Source organism: Marinobacterium marisflavi (assembly GCF_982447095.1).
This window is the reverse complement of record NZ_OZ457898.1, coordinates 2,795,131-2,813,427: the sequence shown is the minus strand read 5'-3', so window position 1 is coordinate 2,813,427 and position 18,297 is coordinate 2,795,131. Positions and strand designations below refer to the sequence as shown.

Below are 18,297 nucleotides of genomic sequence, written 5' to 3'. Positions count from 1 at the left end.
CCTAATTAATTCTTTGAATTAATTAGGGTCTGACCCCTTTTCAGTTCCGGGAGATAATATGAACCACCACTGGCAACCCACCGCTGAAATTCAAACGCTACGCGAACGTGCAAAGCTGCTGGCGCAGGTGCGCGCTTTTTTCGCAGCACGTGGGGTTATGGAGGTGGATACCCAGTGTATGTCTCATGCGGCGGTGAGCGACCCCTTTATTGATTCACTTCAGGTGAGTTATCACCCCTATCCGGGTGGTGAAACTCAATCCCTCTTTTTACAGAGTTCACCCGAATATGCGATGAAACGGTTGTTAGCGGCTGATTCAGGTCCGATCTATCAGCTAGGTAAGGCGTTCCGAAATGGCGAAGTAGGGCGCCTACATAACCCTGAGTTCACTATGCTGGAGTGGTATCGCCCCCGATTTAGCAGTGCTGAGTTGATGGATGAAGTGCAAGCATTGGTAACGGAGGTACTCGGCGAACAGCATTGGGAGCGTTTGAGTTATCGTGAGCTCTTTCTGCGATATGTGGGTCTAGATCCACATACGGCGAGTATAAGCGAGCTCAAAACGCTGCTAGAACCGCATTTCGATACGCCCTTCACCGATGATCGCAAAGACACCTGGCTTGAGCTGGTGATGTCACACCTGATTGAACCGAAGCTGATCGAACCGGTATTGGTGTATGATTTTCCAGCCTCTCAAGCCGCCTTATCTGAGGTGAAGAGTGATGAGCAAGGAACTTTGGTAGCTACACGGTTTGAGCTCTACGCCGGTGGTATGGAGTTAGCAAACGGCTACCAGGAGTTACGTGATCCAAAGGAACAGGCTGATCGGCTGCAGGCCGATGATCAATTCAGAGGCGAGAAAGGGCTGCCGCAACGTCCTCTGGAGACGCGTCTGGTGGCGGCATTAGAAGCGGGTTTCCCGAACTGCTCCGGCGTGGCACTTGGCTTTGATCGACTATTGATGATCAAGCTCGGGCTCTCGAGTATCCAAGAGGTGATTCCCTTCGCGTTTGAACGTGCCTGATCGCTACAGCTGAAGCGTCTCAACCGCATGACGCATGCGGCGAACAGCCTCTTCTAGTCGGCTTCTGGGGCAACCAAAATTGAGTCGTACCGACTGAGCATCACCAAAATCGGCACCGTCTGAGAGGCCAACTCCAGCCTCTTCAAAGAACTTATGCGGCGATGATAGTTTCAGGCTGCTCGCATCAATCCACGCCAGGTAGGTCGCCTCGTTAGCTGGCATGCTGAGCCCGGGAATACTGTTTATCTGGTCAAATAGATAGTCTCGATTCGCCCGCAGGTAGCCAAGCTGCTGTCGGTTCCACTCATCACCGTCTCGGTAAGCAGCTTCTGCCGCGGTGAACCCTAGCAGATTAACGCCAGGTACTATCCCTTTGCGGGTGCGAGCGAAACGTTTGCGTAGCTCGTCGTTTTCGATCACAGCGACTGAACAGCCTAAGCCCGCGATATTCCAGGTTTTGCTGGGCGCCATCAGTGTAATGGTGCGTGCGGCGATTTCTGGCCCTAGACTCGCGATTGGCGTGTGACAAAGATCGGGTTCTAGGATTAGGTCGCAATGAATCTCGTCGCTGCAGATGGTCAGGTCGTGACGAATAACAATCTCGGCAAGTTGCTCAAGTTCTGCTCTGCGGTAGACCGCGCCGCCGGGGTTGTGCGGATTACAGAAGAGCAGTAACTGAGTCTGTTTAGCAATGGCTTTCTCCAGCGCCTCGAAATCGATAATTTGATGCTCGCCCGCTTGGCGCATCGGCAGGCTGATCACTTCGCGATTTGACAGACGAGGTGCGCTTTTAAACGGGGGGTAGATCGGAGTAGCGCTCATTGCTGCCCCGTTTGCGTCACAGTAGGCGCGAACAGCCAGATTTAGACCGCAGACTAAACCGGGTAGCCAGATTAGTTGTTCAGACTGAAGTTGCCACTGGTAGAGTCGTTGCATCCGCTCAACGAATGCCTGGTTCAGCGATGCGGGCGTATCGGTATAGCCAAACACGCCATGGTCAATTCGATTCTGAAGGGCTTCAATAACGCAGGGCGGTGACTGAAAGTCGGTATCGGCAACCCAGAGCGGCAGAATCTCGGTGCCCGCATACTTCAGCCACTTCTCACTTGAGCTCTGTGTACGATCAATCAGTCGGTCAAAATCAAATGCTGGCATCCAACGCCCCTTTAAGCTTTCTTCGCTGGGTCACAAAGCGCTATCATAGTTCGATACTTTTCTGATTACACTGCGTTTACGGCGAGTCGCGTGACTGCAGACTTAGATATCCCAATGGAGAGCCTCATGAGTAACGATCGCGTTATTATCTTCGATACCACTCTACGTGACGGCGAACAGAGCCCGGGCGCTTCGATGACGGGTGAAGAGAAGCTGCGTATCGCGCGTCAGCTTGAGCGCATGCGAGTCGATGTGATTGAGGCAGGTTTTGCGATCGCGAGTCCGGGTGACTTTGAGGCTGTTAAAACTATTGCCGATCAGATCAAAGAGAGTCGTGTCTGTTCTCTATCGCGCGCGCTGGATGCCGATATAGATCGTGCCGGTGAAGCCCTGGCTAATGCGGCCCAGGGGCGAATTCACACGTTCATTGCGACCTCTCCAATCCATATGAAGTACAAGCTGCAGATGGAGCCCGATCAGGTTATTGCTCAGGCGGTACATGCGGTCAAACGCGCGCGTAACCTGATCGATGACGTTGAGTTCTCACTCGAGGATGCCAGCCGCTCCGAGATGGATTTTATGTGCCGTATTATTGAAGCTGCTATCGATGCTGGCGCCCGAACAATTAACATACCTGATACCGTAGGTTACGCCGTACCGCACGAGTTTGGCGCGCACATCGGTGAGTTGATCACACGTATTCCTAATGCGGACAAGGCGATCTTCTCGGTACACTGTCACAACGACTTAGGCTTGGCGGTGGCCAATTCGCTCGCTGCCGTTGGCGCAGGAGCGCGTCAAGTTGAGTGTACCGTCAACGGACTGGGCGAACGGGCCGGTAACGCTTCGCTCGAAGAGATCGTAATGGCCATGCGTACGCGCAAAGATCTGTTAAACGTGGAGACCAATATCGACACGACGCAAATAGTCGCAGCCTCGAAGCTGGTGTCCAGTGTTACTGGTTTCCCGGTGCAGCCCAACAAAGCGATTGTTGGAGCCAATGCCTTTGCGCACGAGTCCGGTATCCATCAGGATGGTGTCCTCAAGCATCGTGAAACTTACGAGATCATGACTGCTGAGTCTGTTGGTTGGAATACCAACAAGATGGTGATGGGTAAGCACTCTGGCCGTGCTGCTTTCCGTGCGCGCCTAGAAGAGCTGGGTACCACTTTCAGTACGGATGCGGAGCTCAACAACGCCTTCGGTCGTTTCAAAGAGTTGGCCGACAAAAAACATGAGATATTCGATGAGGATTTGATGGCGCTCGTGAGCAATACCCGCGCCGAAGCGTCGAGTGACCAGTTTCATTTGAGTAGTTTGAGCGTCCAGTCACAGACAGGTGAAACTCCGAATGCGCAGTTGGTGCTGCAGATGGGTGGGCAAGAGTTGCAGACTGAAGCGAAGGGAAGTGGTCCTGTCGATGCCGTCTTTAATGCGATTGAAGCGGTAGCGAAATCGGGTGCATCGCTACTCATCTACTCGGTGAATGCCGTTACCGAAGGGACAGACTCTCAGGGTGAAGTGACCGTGCGTTTAGAAAAAGCTGGGCGCATCGTCAATGGTCTGGGGGCTGACACCGATATCATTATCGCGTCTGCCAAGGCGTATCTGCATGCGCTTAACCTGCTCGATGCTAATCAGACCAAAGCGCATCCGCAGGTGTAACTGACTGGGCTTATGAACACTCAAGCTGAATACCTGAAGCAGCTCGGAGTCGATCTCTGGCTACCCCGAGCACCGCTCGCTAAGGCTGCGGCGTCGCCCGCTTGGATCTACAGTTTTACTCATCCTGCACAGGAACTATCCGCTGAGGCACAATCAAAGGCAGCAGCACAGATCGTTAATCCACCGGCCACTAAAGGCGGCCACACGCTGGATGAGCAGCACGCAGAGCAGCGCTCAATTGCTCATATCAGCGAGGCGCTTGCTGAGGACGCTGCGTCCCCGGTTAGTTATGAAGGGCAACAAAGTGGTCAAATTGCCGGCACCTCACCCGCTATCGCACACCGTGTTGCTCCGCAGCCTGTACCGCGTTTTCGTTTTGCGCTGACTCGCACGCCGCGCTTTGTCATCATTGATCAACTGCCTAATGCCGGGCCACAGGTGCTGAGCGATGCTTATAAAAAGTTGCTTGTGGGCTTGGTGCGTGCGTTAGGCGAGGATACCCAGCAGATGAGCCTGCCAGTCATGCTGCAGTGGCCCCATTTGGCAGGCTCGAAACTCAATCAGGGCGCCGACGAAGCGTTTAAATATGTGCAGCTTACGCTTGAATCGATGCAGAAGAAGAGTCGTGCCGAGCATATTCTGATGTTAGGTTCGGGGCTCAGTCGCTGGGTGATGGGCGAGCAACACAGCGAGGTGGCTAGAGGTCAGTTACTACTGCACCCGCAGAAAAACATCAGTTGCTTGGCGAGCGCGACCCTGTCAGAGGTGTTGCGCCTGCCTGACATCAAACGTCAGCTCTGGGCTGATCTACAACCGCTTGTCAGCGGTGCGTCTGACTAGGTGAAACTGGTAGCCGCGAGCGTTGAGGCTCTGGTCATACTCGATCGTGCCTGTTTCAGCGATCCCTACTCGGAATCACTCTGGAACTCCTATCTGAGTAACCCTCAGCGCTTTCCACTCTTTCTCTTTGAGGTAGAGGCTGAGCTAGTCGGTTACGCCAGCTTCAGCGTAATTAACCCCGAGGCGGAGCTGCTGCGTATTGGCGTGGTGCCAGAGTTTCGTGGCCTTGGTTACGCTGCTGCGGCACTTGAGTTAGCCCAACAGCAGCTTCATCAAAATGGAATCGAACGGATTTTGTTGGAGGTGCGTGAGGGTAACGAGCCTGCGCAAAAACTCTACCAAAGCTTGGGCTATATCAATGATGGCCGCCGCCCGGGGTATTATTCTGCAACATCTGGAAAAGCAGCCGAAGATGCGGTTTTGATGTCGCTGGATTTGGGTTAGCTCGGTCATTTGAGCGCATTGGCTCACAGTTCTTTTTGAGAAAATATTGAGAATGGATTTGGATACTGCGAGTGTTTCGCTTGGACTAAGCTGGCAGCTGTTTGCTGCTTTTTGGGTAGTCCCCGCACTCTTTATTGCCGTTAGACGCCTGCCTCTTGCTGTATTGCGAGCAGAGCCACGGCTGCAGCATATGTTGTACGCCGCGGCGGTCATTCTGATGCTGACCTGGAGCTTTCGTGCCGGTCTCTCAGCTGGGTTGAGTATCCATTTCTTGGGTATAACAACACTTGCTCTGGTGTTTGGCTGGGATCTGGCGTTACTCGCCGGATCCGCTGCGTTAGTGCTTCTCAGTTTGATAGGGGTTGAACCCTGGCAGATGCTGCCGGTGAATTTGCTAACCAAGGTTTTGATCCCCGCGAGCGTCTGCATGTTGATACTGCGTCAGGCAGAGCAGCGTTTGCCGCTCAATTTCTTTATCTATCTGTTCGTTGTTGCCTTCATCGGAGGAGGGGTCACGGTTGCTAGTTCAGGTCTGAGTTTGGCGCTGCTCTTCGGTCTGGCGGAAGTGCATGACTGGGGCAAGATCTACATAGAGTACATACGTTATCTGCCGCTCATCATGTTTCCTGAGGGACTCATAAACGGCATCATTATGACTGGGCTGATGGTGTTTCACCCGGACTGGATCCGCACTTTTGATGCCCGTCGATACATTGACGAGCAGTGATGTATATTGGGTCTGTACCAGATCCATGAAAATGGCGGATATCCGCCAAAATCCAGATGTTGAAATGTGTTGAATTCCGCCTTTTTCCTGTCGCAAGTGTCATTGAATGGATGCTCATTATTTTTAACTTATTGAAATTAAATACAAATTCATAGTTGGCATTTATTCTGTATTACTCCGGTCGCATTAAAGCGTGGGCGCCATGCCCAAACACATAACTGGAGAATATAAATAATGAAAAAGCTGACTCTAGGCCTATCTGCATTGGCACTGTCTGTATCTGCTGCAACTGCTCAGGCAAGCTGTGATTCTGGTGAAATCGTCGCGAAGCTGAGCCACGTAACGGGTGGTACGACTCACCCTAAAGTTGTTGCTGCTAACGCTTTCGCAGAGCGCGTAAACAGTGAAATGAACGGTTACATGTGTGTAGAGGTTTACCCGAACTCTACTCTGTTCGGCGATTCGAAGGAGCTTGAAGCTCTGCTGCTGGGCGATGTTCAAATCCTTGCGCCATCACTGTCTAAGTTCGGTTCATACACCTCTAAGTACGGTGTATTCGACCTGCCATTTATCTTCTCTGACATGGACGCTGCAATGCGTTTCACCAACTCTGATTCGGGTCAGGGTCTGCTGCGTGAAATGGAAGATGTAGGTTTCGTTGGTCTGGGCTACTGGATGTCTGGTATGAAGTACTTCTCAGCGAACAAAGCGCTGCTGGAGCCTTCTGATGCAAACGGCCTGAAATTCCGCGTACAGTCTTCTGACGTTGCTAAAGCGATGATCGCTGCTATGGGTGGTACTCCACAGGCTATGGCGTTTGCTGAAGTATACGGTGCGCTGCAGACTGGTGTTGTAGACGGTCAGGAAAACACTTGGTCGAACATCTACACCAAGAAGTTCTTTGAGGTTCAGGACTCAACAACTGAAACTAGCCACCAGCTGCTGGCTTACCTGTTCATGACCTCTAAAGAGTTCTTGGACAGCATGCCTGAAGACAAGCGCGCTCAGTTCCTGAAAATCGCGAATGACGTAACCAATGAAGCTAACTTGGCTGTTAAAGACAAGGAAGCGGGCAACCGTCAGAACGTTCTGGATGCAGGCGGCAAGATCAACACACTCGACGCGGAAGGCCGCAAGAAGTGGGTTGACGCTATGAAGCCAGTTTGGGAACAGTTCGAAGATCAGATCGGTGCTGACCTGATCGAAGCGGCTGCAAACTCTTAATCATCAAAGAGCTTTGATGCCGAGCGGGTCCAGAGGGGCCCGCTTTACCTTATACCCTGGGCTCGTTCCCGCTAAACCTGGAGTAAAGCTGTGCAGTATTGGCCGCATCTTTATCTGTTGGTGTTTATTCTAGCCATTTGGGGGCTGGAAAAACTCTATCCAAAATTTGTCGCAAGCCTTGAAGAGAACCTTCTAGTATTGATCATTTCATCGATCATGCTGGTCTCCTTCGGTCAGGTTGTGGCGCGCTACGGTTTCAATTCTGGTTGGACGGGCGCACTCGAGTTCAACATGGTTATGTTTTCCTGGCTGATCCTCTTGGGGATGAGCTATGGCGTGAAGACGGGTATTCATCTAGGGGTGGATATCGTTCTAAACGCTGTTCCGAGCAAGGTTGGTAAAGCGATGGCGCTATTTGGCGCGGCTATGACGATGCTTTATGGTCTCATTCTGCTGGACTCAGCCTGGTTGGCTGCCCTCGGCGTGGATGTTCGCGGTGGCGCTATTGAGTACTGGGCGAAGATGTACAAGATCAATATCGGTGTAGAAGAGATGCGCTGGCCAGACTTCATTATGGATTGGTTTGGCGTGAAAGAGCGTGTACAGCGCTGGCTGGTACTGGTTGTACTGCCTGTGAGTCTGGCACTGCTGGCATTCCGCTCGTTACAGGCCTTTATCGATATCTGGACTGATAAGCGTCATATGCTGATCAGCGGTCACGAGGCACAGGACCTTGTGGACGAAAACAAAAATGTTCTTAAAGACTAATAGGGGCATCTGAGATGGAAGCACTGATTCTTTTTGCTTTGGTACTCGGGCTGCTGTTTATCGGTCTGCCCGTGGGTATCGCGCTGGGTCTCTCGTCGATCCTGTTTATTACCTTTTTCTCGAGTGATTCGCTCTCGTCTATTGCGATCTCACTCTTCGGTGTGGGCACGCACTACACGCTACTGGCAATACCCTTCTTCATTTTGGCATCAGCCTTTATGTCGACCGGCGGTGTGGCTAAGCGCCTGATCAACTTTGCAATTGCCTCTGTTGGTCACTTCCGCGGCGGTCTGGCGATGGCATCGGTTCTGGCCTGTATGATGTTCGCTGCCCTGTCTGGCTCATCACCGGCGACCGTGGTTGCGATCGGTACCATTGCGATTGCCGGTATGCGCCAAGTTGGCTACTCGAAGGAGTTCGCGTCGGGCATTATCGCCAACGCAGGTACTCTGGGCATACTGATCCCTCCATCGATCGTAATGGTGGTATACGCCGCATCAACTGATGTATCGGTTGGTCGAATGTTCCTTGCTGGTGTTATCCCAGGCTTGATGGCTGGCGGTATGCTGATGTTGGCGATCTATGTGGTTGCTCGTATCAAAAACCTGCCTGCAGAAGAGTGGAAAGGCTTCGGAGCAATAGTACGCGGTGGTAAGGAGGCGGGCTGGGGCCTGTTCCTGATCGTTATCATCATGGGTGGTATTTACGGTGGTGCATTTACACCAACCGAGGCAGCGGTTGTCGCTGCGGTTTACTCAATGCTGATTGCCGTGTTCGTCTACCGCGACATGGGACCGCTTAAAGATACTCCTTGGGTTCTTGATACGGATGCAGATCACGCGCGAATCGGCTTCAATGGTAGCGTCTACGGCGTATCGATGTTCCTCGTGTTCATGATCATGTCCTTCTTCGCAACCTCTGGTCCTGATGCTACCGTCACTTTTGGTGAACGAGCCATTTGGGGTCTGATCATCAGTGCGGCGATCACTATCCTCTACATTGTGAAGCGTAGTGGCGATCTGCACGAGGGCTTCATGCACTGTTTCGCAGCAGGTCTTCCGATCTGGGGGCGCAACCTAGGGCTGATCGTGCGTAAATTCTTGCCGGGTATCTTCGGTGGTGAGACGCGAAAGGTGATGCTGGAAGGCACCAAAACTACCGTTATGCTGATGTTCATCATCGCCAACGCGCTGCTGTTTGCGCACACGCTATCAGCGGAGCGTATCCCGCAGGCGATCACTGAGTGGATGCTGGACGCTGGTTTTACCTGGTTTACCTTCCTCATTGCCGTAAACATCCTGCTGCTGATCGGTGGTCAGTTCATGGAACCATCAGGCCTGCTGGTAATTGTGGCGCCGGTGGTATTCCCAATCGCGATGGAGCTCGGTGTAGACCCGATCCACCTGGGTATCATCATGGTCGTGAATATGGAGATCGGTATGATTACCCCTCCAATAGGTCTGAACCTGTTTGTGACCTCGGGGATCACCGGTATGAGTCTGGCGCGCGTTGTTAAAGCTGCCGCTCCATTTGTTGCCGTGCTGTTTGTCTTCCTGATTCTGGTGACTTACATCCCTGCACTGTCTACTTGGCTGCCATACTCAATAATGGGGCCGGAGATTGTTACCAAGTAACGCTACCTACCATCAAAACGGCGCTCATCGAGCGCCGTTTTTTTTGGCTCTTTAGGGGCGAAGCGGGGTGCGGACTACCCTTTCCAGACACGCTCGAGCACTTCCATGTGGCGCTTCGCAATTTACATCCTTGTAAATTGAGAGTCTGGAAAGGGTAGTCCGCAACTCACTCCGCCGGCCTGAGTGCCATACCAACTCCGAAGCCCGCTGATGCTTGAGTTAAGGAGGCGGGGTTGACTAGAATCTCCAGCAGTGCAGAGTGCGGTGGGTGGGGATTGTGAGACTCGTGGCAGCAGGGATGCTGCCACGAAGCTCCCATGGATATGTTCATGGATGAACGGTATGCCGCGCGACGCAGGAGCAAGCGCGCGGCCGGATTTACGGCGGGTCTCACAACCCCACCCAGCGTAATCTGTGCTGCCTCCAGATGTGAGGGCGATCTCAGTTTGTGAAACGCGAGGGAATCAGCGAAAATACGCGACAATTTTTCGGGCACCGCCCAAACCTAATTTAAAGAAGTCAGTTAAATGTCATCAGCTGTTCAGAATCAGGTCGCCCAGCGACGCACTTTTGCGATTATCTCTCACCCCGACGCCGGTAAAACCACGATTACTGAGAAGCTGTTGCTACTTGGTCAGTTGATTCAGGTGGCCGGTACCGTTAAGGGGCGTGGTAGTGATCGTCATGCGACTTCGGACTGGATGGGGATGGAGCAAGAGCGTGGTATCTCGATCACCTCATCGGTGATGCAGTTCCCGTTTCGTGATCGCATTGTAAACCTGCTAGATACTCCGGGGCACGAAGACTTCTCGGAGGATACCTACCGCACACTGACGGCAGTCGACTCGGCGCTGATGGTGGTTGATGGCGCTAAGGGTGTCGAGGATCGAACGATAAAACTGATGGAAGTTTGTCGTCTGCGAGATACGCCGATCTTCTCATTTGTGAACAAGCTCGACCGCGATATCCGTGACCCTATTGAGCTGCTGGATGAGATTGAGTCCGTACTGAAGATTGCGGCGGCACCGATCAACTGGCCAATCGCCTCAGGTCAGCGCTTCAAAGGTGTTTACAACCTCTATACCGATACAATACATCAGTACACCAAAGGGATGGGGCACACTCTGGCGGATGAGAAACTGATTAAAGGGTTGGACTCAGACGAGGCGCGCGCGTTGTTAGCGGATGAGTACGATGAGTTTTGTGATGAGATTGAGCTGGTAAAAGGCGCCTGCCACGAGTGGGATATCGATGCCTACCTCACAGGCGAGCAGACACCCGTCTTTTTCGGGACTGCCCTGGGTAATTTCGGCGTACGCGAGATGATGCATGACTTTGTTGAGTGGGCGCCGGCGCCTACAGAGCGCGCTACTGAATCGCGTACCGTTGGCGCTGACGAAGAGAAGTTCACGGGTTTTGTCTTTAAGATACAGGCCAATATGGACCCTAAACACCGTGACCGCATCGCCTTTATGCGTATCTGTTCGGGTAAGTACACCAAGGGTCTGAAGATGCGTCACACGCGCATAGCTAAGGACGTGCGTATCGCGGATGCAGTAACCTTTGTCGCCGGTGATCGCGAGGCTGTGGAAGAGGCTTGGTCAGGCGATATTATAGGCCTGCACAATCACGGCACGATTCAGATCGGTGACACCTTCACCGAGGGTGAAGAGCTTAAATTCACCGGGATTCCGCACTTCGCTCCTGAACTGTTCAAGCGCGTGCGCCCGACCGATCCATTGAAGATGAAGCAGCTACAGAAAGGTCTGCAGCAGCTCTCGGAGGAGGGTGCGGTACAGCTGTTTATGCCTAAGCGCAACAACGACCTGATTCTTGGTGCGGTGGGTCAGCTACAGTTTGATGTGGTTATGTATCGCCTCAAAGATGAGTACAAGGTTGAGTGTATCTATGAGCCAATCAGCGTTGCCACCGCGCGCTGGGTTGAGTGCTCAGATAACAAGATGCTTGGCGACTTTGAGAAGAAGGCTTACGACAACCTCGCGATTGATGGTGCTGGGTTGCTGACCTATCTCGCACCCACGCGCGTGAATCTCAATTTGACGCAGGAGCGCTGGCCCGACGTGGCCTTCCGCGCGACCCGCGAGCACTAATGGAACTGATCGACACCCACTGTCACCTCGACTTTGAGCCTCTCTCAGGGGTGTCGAATCCTGAATATCTTCAACTCACGCTGGCATTGGCCCAAGCAGAACAGGTCTCAACCATCATCGTGCCAGGCGTCACAGCATCGCGCTGGCAGAACGTCATTGATGTGTGTGTGGCTGCTGGACCAGTTACACGCTACCCCGCCCTCGGATTGCACCCCTGTTATTTGAGTGAACATCTTGATGACGATCTTGAGCGCCTTGAAGCGGCTCTTAGTCAGCACCCTCAGATTAAGGCAGTGGGTGAGACAGGGTTGGATCTTTACATCGAAGATCCAAACCTTGAGAGGCAGTTAGAGCTGTTTGAAGGCCAAGTTCGTCTGGCAAAGCAGTTTGACCTGCCCCTGCTAATGCACGGTCGCCGGGCAGTGGATCAGATCATCAAGGTGCTGCGCAAGCTTCAACCTCAATCCGGCGGTGTGCTGCACGCCTTCTCTGGCAGTGAGCAGCAGGCCAAACAGCTTTGGGATCTCGGTTTTTTGATTGGCATCGGCGGCTCTATCACATACGAGCGTGCGCAGAAGTTACGTCGTGTGGTTAGAGCGGTGCCGCTAGAGTCGCTTCTTTTAGAGACAGACGCCCCCGATATGCCGATGCAAGGTTTTCAGGGAGAACCTAACTGGCCACACCGGGTCGGCTACGCCGCTCGTACGCTAGCTGAGTTGCGCGGTGAATCTGTAGAGCGAGTAGCCGAACAGACAACGGCTAATGCACGCCGCCTGTTGGGGATCTAGCAATTTAAGAGCGCTGAGTGTCAGTCTGCTTTGGGTTGACCCTAGCTAAGGTCTTTGTACGGATTGTTAACATCAAAGCTAACGGGGATTGGATGCTGTGGCACTTTAATGCCTGCATGGCTAATCGCTAGATCTTCGCCCTCTAAAACTTGGTAGTCATAGCGATAAGTTGGTCGCATCTCTCCGCGCAGCGAAGCCAAGTTGTACTCGGCAATTTTCTCGTTGACCGCTTCATTACGCTGCTGCCAGAGTTTCATCTCTTCATTCGAGTAACGCTTGCTCAGCATCTCTAATGTTTTGTTGGGTGAGATCATAGCCGCGCTGGCGTTATTACCGCCAAATCCCTTGGAGTTGATCATGGCAGCGTGCACATGTTCCGCACCTACCTCTAAGTGCTGCAGTGGTAGGTTCAGGTTTGACTGATGTACATCGTCAGCAATGGCTGAAGTGGTAGTCAGGCCAGGAATGATGCCCTTAGACCAGACTCCGAGCGTCGACAGAATTTGATCACCGCCGGCTGTGCCCTGTGAGTGGCCAAGATAGGCTTTAACTGCGGTCACAGTCAGTTGATCAATCGAGAAGGCTTTAGCGATCTCGTTGAGCACATGCGACTCGGTTACGCGGTTTTGCGGGGTACTGGTGCCGTGAGCTTGTAACATGGAGTGTTTTTGTAGCGAGTCACTACCGATCAGCTTCTCGATCAGTGAGGCTGCTTTACCTAGCGTCAGATAGTTGCCTACACCTGGAGCTGAAATCGATTTTTTGTAGCCGTCTGCGTTAACGTAAACATCGGGTACGGACGCATAGATGTTAGCGCCACTTTCAATTGCTAGACGGTCGCTCATCAACACGATGAACTGAGCTGACTCACCGATTGTGAAGCCGCAGTTCTCACCGAATGGACGGCATGCGCGACGGTGATCGACCTGTTCAATAGAGCTCAGGCCGTCAAGTGCCTGCAGCTTTTTATCCTCAGCCAGTGCACCCATAGCACGGAAGCCTTCGATCACCTCAGGAATCACCGGAGCGTCGGCACCGCCGACTAGTACTAGCTCAGCCTTGCCGGTACGGATGGCTTCAACACCAGAACGCAGGTTGTAGAGGAAGGTGGCACAGGCGCCTAGCGCACCCCCTGTGGTGCCGAGGTTGCCCAGCATATACGCGTTTACGAAGTCTGCTGGCATCTGGGCATAGCCCAGTGGCATCTGCTTTGAGGTAGTGCGCTTACCGAGCGGTGGATATTTTGTCAGGCCACCGAAGCCGAGCTCATCCAACTGGCCAATTGAGTTGCTGGCGAAGACAGCGATCTGGTCAGGAGATAGCGTCTGCAACAGTGCATCAATATCGAGTCCAGTTGCACTGAGCGCATCAGAGGCAGCATAGACTGCCATCTGCAGTGCGCGTGGATGGTTGCGTGACTGATAGAGTTTGCCTGGCTCAAATCCCGTCGGCAGTGTGCCTGCAGCTTGAACCGGTAGACGGCGGCTGTCTGGGAAAATTACATCAGTTCCGCCGCTTACTGCGACATCAACCATGCCACCATCCAGTGGTGTTACCCGCCAGTTATCTGGAACATTTTCGGGTAGAAGACGGCTGCGCAGACGGAAATTGATGGTGCCCTCAGCTTCGCTAATGCGGGCGGCTGAGTTCATTAATACTGCATTGGCATCGAACTGCTCAGACGGGATGCGGCGAATCAGGGTGCGAGAGAGGAGTTCTTTTTCGAGCTTCTGCGCGAGTGCGCTGGCGTCCAGAGTATTGCCGGCACTGTCTTTATAGCTACCATCCTTGAAGACCCCCAGACCGGTCAGCATTGCGAGGTCTAGCAAGGTCTCGTGACGGGTTGCGGCATCAAGTTTATCGAAAATTATGCGGTTGTAGGCGTGGTAGTTAGAGGAGCGTCCCGCGGGGCTGATGCCACCAAAACCGACGATAACTGGAAGCTGAGACAAGCGACTCTCCCCTATGCCTAAATGCGCCACGCACGACGCGCTATATACCTACAACTTGTGCCGAATTGTAGCGCGATAGGGGGCGTAGTGGCTAGCGCTGCAGCCGGTAAAACATCAGGAATTCGCAGGCGTGTCAGTAATTTATGTCTAAACTTAATCGGAAGCTAAATAATCTTTGAATCTTCTGGAGACTGATGTGAAGAAAGTCCTAACTACGCTGGTGGTTGCAGCAACGCTAGCCGGCTGTCAGACGCTCGATCCGTACACCCAGCAGCCCAAAACCTCGAATGCGACTCAAGGTGCCGGAATAGGTGCGTTGGCAGGCGCTGTATTGGGGGCAGCGGTATCCAAGGGTAATCGTGGTGAAGGTGCCTTGATTGGTGCTGCCGTAGGTGGCGCTGTAGGTGGCGGTATTGGTTACTACATGGATCAACAGGAGATGCTGCTACGCCAAGAGCTTGAAGGTACAGGTGTGCGCGTTGAGCGAGTGGGCGATGAGATTCGCTTGGTTATGCCAGGCAATATTACCTTTGCGACCGATAGCGATCGTATAGCCGGTAATTTCTATCCCGTACTTGATTCTGTTGCCAAGGTGCTGCTCAAGTTTGATAAGACAGCAATCAATGTAGATGGATACACCGACTCTACCGGTTCGTTTGAATACAACCAGAGCCTATCTGAGCGCCGCGCAATGAGTGTCTCTAACTATCTGTCGCAGGTGGGTGTCGAAAGTCTGCGCATCAGTAGTCGTGGGTTTGGTGAGCGTAACCCGATTGCGAGTAATGACAGTGAGGGAGGGCGCGCTGCGAATCGCCGCGTGGAGATTTGGATCCGCGGAACTCAGCAATAACAGGTTGTTAACAGCCCAGAACCCGATAGAACTGAGTCTAATAACCCAGAACGATATCGCCCGCTTGAATGCCGGCAATATCTCCCGGTTGCGATAATCGGCCCTGGGCGCGTCCAAATTCTGTGCGCTCGATAGTAAAGTTGATGTCTGTGGGCTCGGTTGAAGTGACCGGCTGCATCATTGAGTCGTACATCTGAACCCTGCGCGCGACCGACAATCGGTCCCCTGGCTTGAGTCCTGCATCGGCACCTCTATCTATCCAAGCGCTAGCACCGCTGGTTGAGACTATATTGGCCTGCAAGGGTTGGCAGGCGAGGCTGTTCGCCAGCTCGTTTGCCAATCCAGAAAGCTCCTGTATGACTGTTTTACCATAGGGCTCTTGCACAAACTGCTCCAGTGAGATCGGTTGTTTTGACTGGAGTGCAGCCTCCCAACGGCCAGTGGTCTGCAGTCGATAGCGCTGGAGCAGATCGCCGGTTTGGCTATCGATAAGGTCCGCGCTTAATTGGAAGTAACGTTGATTTGCGCGCTGTTTCAGACCCGTACGTTCAGCAAGGTCAACCAGCACATTGGGTGTGTCATTGGCTACTGCCTCCATCGATAGCGAGTCGATACTCGCCGTAAGCAGGTACTGGGTATTCAGGCTCTCAGCATCTCGTGCTCGTTGCAGCGCTGCATCGGGGCTTAGTTCGCTGTAGGTCGGCAACCGATAGTTGCGCGCGTCAATCAATTTCAGATGCGCGCTCTGTTCAAGCTGAGCGATCAGGTAGCCAGGTAGCAGTCTAGATAGTGACTGAAGGCGGCCAAGATTGGCTTCAGCGGGCCGAGCCAGCGTCCATTGGGTGAGTGCGAGAGGTTTACGATAGGCGGTTGCCTCGGAATCATCGGCACAGCCCTCAACGGCATTGACTTCGGCTCGGATCAGTACTTCCAGCTGGTTGCCGGATCGATTCTCAGAGATCAGCTCAACAGCCCCGAGAGTTGTCTGTGTACTGACACGCAGGTTATCAATCTCGAGAATGCCGTCGCGTACACTCTGGGTGACGGCAATCTGCGCTAAGGCCATCATGCTGGCCTGCTCGGTCGCACGGCTGATCGCGCGCTCTCGGGCGTTATCAATGTCATCATTTTCGATTAGGGCCCGGCCGATCGCTTCGATTGATGCTGCTTGAGCCGATGTAATCAAACTGAGGAGGAAAGAGACAGATAAAAGCAGTGTTCGCATAACTAACCCGTAAGCAAGTGAGATACAGAACAGTTTGGTTCAAATGTCAGTTATTTCCCAGTTTTGCGCAGAATGCACGGTATAACAGTGAATCCTAGACTATATTTCCTGTAGAAATTGATCGGGATTACCCTATGAGAATTGTTAGCACCTTGGGTGTGGCCCTAATGCTGAGCGGCTGTCAGATGGCGATGTTTTCAGCTCCTCAGTCGAGTAATGATGGGAGTCTGTCTGGGTCCGTTGAATCGATGCAGGAGGCTCAGTCCCCTTATTTGAGTGAGCGTGAAGAGCCGTTAGAAGCGCAGCCGGCAATTGGTGTTCGGGCAGTGTCGCTCGATACCAAGGTAGACCCGTTGAGTAGCGCTGCAGAGATTCTCGGAGAGCAATTGATCACGGGTTTGAGTGAAGCGCGTGTGAAGCGCTTTCCAATGACAATTTTGCCTTTTGGAGCGCTGCCAGGACACTCGGTTTACAGCACTGTGGGTGAACGCGTCTCTGAATCACTTTTCTACTCGCTACAAGCCAACGAATACAACCTAATCGATTACCGAGTAGCGGGCATGCCGGACCGTGCAATGCCAGAGGTCTCTGAGCAGCAGATAGGCCAGCTCAGATCGCGCAACCGCATCTACTTTGTTCTGGTGGGTAACTATGCTCACTATGCTGATGGTTTGGTAATCAATGCTCGCGTGCTGGATACGACTACGCGCCAAGTGCTTGCTGCAGGGCAGGTGCATGTGGCGGATCAGCTTTTAGAGGGGCGTCTGCCCGGATACGACCCGTTGCTCGCTGCTGAGAAAGGGATGGTTGTCGAGACAGGCGGAGTGCCTGCAGGAGTTGCTGAATGAGATCTGTAGTTTTGGCATGTGCGCTCTGTTTGGCGTTATCGGGATGTCAAACAGTCACCCCCGCGCTAACACCCTCGCCGTCTAAAACCGTGGCTGCAGATGAAAATTGGGTGCAAGCAACGGGCTATGCACCCATCAGTCTACAGCCCGGCGAGACGAGTGATCAGAAACAGCTGAACGCCATGCGAGTCTCTAAGTTGCGTGCCTATCAAGAGCTGGCAGCGATTGTGAATGGCCAGTATCTCTATGGTACGACGACGGTGGAGTCGATGATTCTACAGAACGACCAGTTTAAAACCGCAGTCGCAGGCGTCGTGCGTGGAGCTCGGGTCGTTAAGAGCTTCCCTGTCCAAGAAGACGTCTATGCAACCATTCTTGAAGTGGACTTGAACCAGGTTGAGAGGGCTTGGATCAGCGCGAATTGAGAACCTGTGGCTCAATCCTCGCCGCGGACACCTCTTCAGACACGCCGTAAACCCATCCTTGGGGGCTTCGTGTTGACCTCCATGTCAACAAGAGTCTTCAGAGGTGTCCCCGACGATGCTTGAGCTCTGGTTTTTCGAGTGCCCAGTGTCTGTTTCTCGAACCGTATTTGCCATGGATATGTCCATGGAGGACGGTATGCTGCACGACGCAGGAGCAAGCGTGCAGCGGGCAAATACGGAGCGCCCAGGGATGGCTCGCAGCGTTTCGAGAAATAGATACTGGGTACTCATTAACTCAGGCGTATTAACCGTGCTTAGCAGCGTAGGCGGCTTTCTGCTCAGGCGTCGCCTCAGTTTGGTATTTAGCTTTCCAATCCCCGTAGGGCTCGCCATAAACAAGCTCGCGAGCCGCATCTAAGTCGACACTTTCTCCACGCTCTTCAGCTGCTGCAACGTACCACTTTGACAGGCAGTTGCGACAGAAGCTTGCGAGGTTCATCAAATCGATATTCTGCACCTCTTTGTGGTTGTCGAGGTGGTCGAGTAGGCGGCGAAAGACAGCGGCTTCTATCTCGTTCTGTTTATTCTGGTCCATCTAAAAGCTCCTTTTTGAAAAT

The 18,297-nt window shown here is 53.0% G+C and carries 17 protein-coding genes; 13 read left to right on the top strand and 4 right to left on the bottom strand.

Going from position 1 to position 18,297, the window contains the following annotated elements:
* Nucleotides 1–58: 58 nt before the first annotated feature.
* The gene (gene epmA / locus AC1WNR_RS13850; protein ID WP_481645080.1) at nt 59–1,024 is read left to right on the top strand and encodes an EF-P lysine aminoacylase EpmA; all 966 of its coding nucleotides are present in this window, start codon (nt 59–61) and stop codon (nt 1,022–1,024) included.
* A 3-nt stretch (nt 1,025–1,027) separates the two neighbouring features.
* Here the strand turns inward: epmA and AC1WNR_RS13845 are convergent, their stop codons facing one another.
* Complete coding sequence (locus tag AC1WNR_RS13845; protein ID WP_481645079.1) at nt 1,028–2,179, bottom strand: MalY/PatB family protein; 1,152 nt, start codon at nt 2,177–2,179, stop codon at nt 1,028–1,030.
* Nucleotides 2,180–2,305: 126 nt separating this feature from the next.
* Between AC1WNR_RS13845 and AC1WNR_RS13840 the strand changes: the two genes are divergently transcribed.
* From AC1WNR_RS13840 to AC1WNR_RS13800, 9 genes are all read left to right on the top strand, one after another.
* Nucleotides 2,306–3,844, top strand: a complete 1,539-nt coding sequence (locus AC1WNR_RS13840) for a 2-isopropylmalate synthase (protein ID WP_481645078.1) — start codon at nt 2,306–2,308, stop codon at nt 3,842–3,844.
* Nucleotides 3,845–3,856: 12 nt separating this feature from the next.
* Nucleotides 3,857–4,684: a hypothetical protein gene (locus AC1WNR_RS13835; protein ID WP_481645077.1), complete on the top strand. Its 828-nt coding sequence runs from the start codon at nt 3,857–3,859 to the stop codon at nt 4,682–4,684.
* Entirely contained in the window at nt 4,685–5,128 is a 444-nt protein-coding gene (gene rimI / locus AC1WNR_RS13830; protein ID WP_481645076.1) for a ribosomal protein S18-alanine N-acetyltransferase, read from the top strand. It begins immediately after the preceding gene.
* Between the two features lie 58 nt (nt 5,129–5,186).
* Nucleotides 5,187–5,855 carry an energy-coupling factor ABC transporter permease gene (locus AC1WNR_RS13825; RefSeq protein WP_481645075.1) on the top strand — a complete coding sequence of 223 codons (669 nt, stop codon included), beginning with the start codon at nt 5,187–5,189 and terminating at the stop codon, nt 5,853–5,855.
* Between the two features lie 234 nt (nt 5,856–6,089).
* Nucleotides 6,090–7,079, top strand: coding sequence for a DctP family TRAP transporter solute-binding subunit (locus AC1WNR_RS13820; protein WP_481645074.1), 990 nt, complete (start codon nt 6,090–6,092; stop codon nt 7,077–7,079).
* 90 nt (nt 7,080–7,169) lie between these two features.
* Nucleotides 7,170–7,847 carry a TRAP transporter small permease gene (locus AC1WNR_RS13815; RefSeq protein WP_481645073.1) on the top strand — a complete coding sequence of 226 codons (678 nt, stop codon included), beginning with the start codon at nt 7,170–7,172 and terminating at the stop codon, nt 7,845–7,847.
* A 14-nt stretch (nt 7,848–7,861) separates the two neighbouring features.
* The gene (locus tag AC1WNR_RS13810) at nt 7,862–9,481 is read left to right on the top strand and encodes a TRAP transporter large permease (protein ID WP_481645072.1); all 1,620 of its coding nucleotides are present in this window, start codon (nt 7,862–7,864) and stop codon (nt 9,479–9,481) included.
* A 527-nt stretch (nt 9,482–10,008) separates the two neighbouring features.
* Nucleotides 10,009–11,592, top strand: a complete 1,584-nt coding sequence (locus AC1WNR_RS13805) for a peptide chain release factor 3 (protein WP_481645071.1) — start codon at nt 10,009–10,011, stop codon at nt 11,590–11,592.
* Complete coding sequence (locus AC1WNR_RS13800) at nt 11,592–12,380, top strand: TatD family hydrolase (RefSeq protein ID WP_481645070.1); 789 nt, start codon at nt 11,592–11,594, stop codon at nt 12,378–12,380. The genes AC1WNR_RS13805 and AC1WNR_RS13800 overlap by 1 nt, the downstream gene beginning before the upstream one ends.
* A gap of 41 nt (nt 12,381–12,421) precedes the next feature.
* Here the strand turns inward: AC1WNR_RS13800 and AC1WNR_RS13795 are convergent, their stop codons facing one another.
* Entirely contained in the window at nt 12,422–14,332 is a 1,911-nt protein-coding gene (locus AC1WNR_RS13795; RefSeq protein ID WP_481645069.1) for a beta-ketoacyl synthase, read from the bottom strand.
* Nucleotides 14,333–14,528: 196 nt separating this feature from the next.
* Here AC1WNR_RS13795 and AC1WNR_RS13790 point away from each other — a divergent pair, with 196 nt between their 5' ends.
* Nucleotides 14,529–15,182, top strand: coding sequence for a YiaD family glycine zipper/OmpA-like lipoprotein (locus tag AC1WNR_RS13790; RefSeq protein ID WP_481645068.1), 654 nt, complete (start codon nt 14,529–14,531; stop codon nt 15,180–15,182).
* A gap of 37 nt (nt 15,183–15,219) precedes the next feature.
* Here AC1WNR_RS13790 and AC1WNR_RS13785 read toward each other — a convergent pair whose 3' ends face one another.
* Complete coding sequence (locus tag AC1WNR_RS13785) at nt 15,220–16,407, bottom strand: flagellar assembly protein T N-terminal domain-containing protein (protein ID WP_481645067.1); 1,188 nt, start codon at nt 16,405–16,407, stop codon at nt 15,220–15,222.
* A 134-nt stretch (nt 16,408–16,541) separates the two neighbouring features.
* Between AC1WNR_RS13785 and AC1WNR_RS13780 the strand changes: the two genes are divergently transcribed.
* Nucleotides 16,542–17,255, top strand: a complete 714-nt coding sequence (locus AC1WNR_RS13780) for a FlgO family outer membrane protein (RefSeq protein WP_481645066.1) — start codon at nt 16,542–16,544, stop codon at nt 17,253–17,255.
* On the top strand, nt 17,252–17,680 hold the full coding sequence (locus AC1WNR_RS13775; RefSeq protein WP_481645065.1) for an LPP20 family lipoprotein: 429 nt from the start codon (nt 17,252–17,254) through the stop codon (nt 17,678–17,680). Before AC1WNR_RS13780 ends, AC1WNR_RS13775 begins: the two co-directional genes overlap by 4 nt.
* Nucleotides 17,681–17,984: 304 nt before the next feature.
* Here the strand turns inward: AC1WNR_RS13775 and AC1WNR_RS13770 are convergent, their stop codons facing one another.
* A complete protein-coding gene (locus AC1WNR_RS13770) occupies nt 17,985–18,275 on the bottom strand; it encodes a DUF1244 domain-containing protein (protein ID WP_481645064.1) in 291 nt (96 codons plus the stop codon).
* Nucleotides 18,276–18,297: the final 22 nt, after the last annotated feature.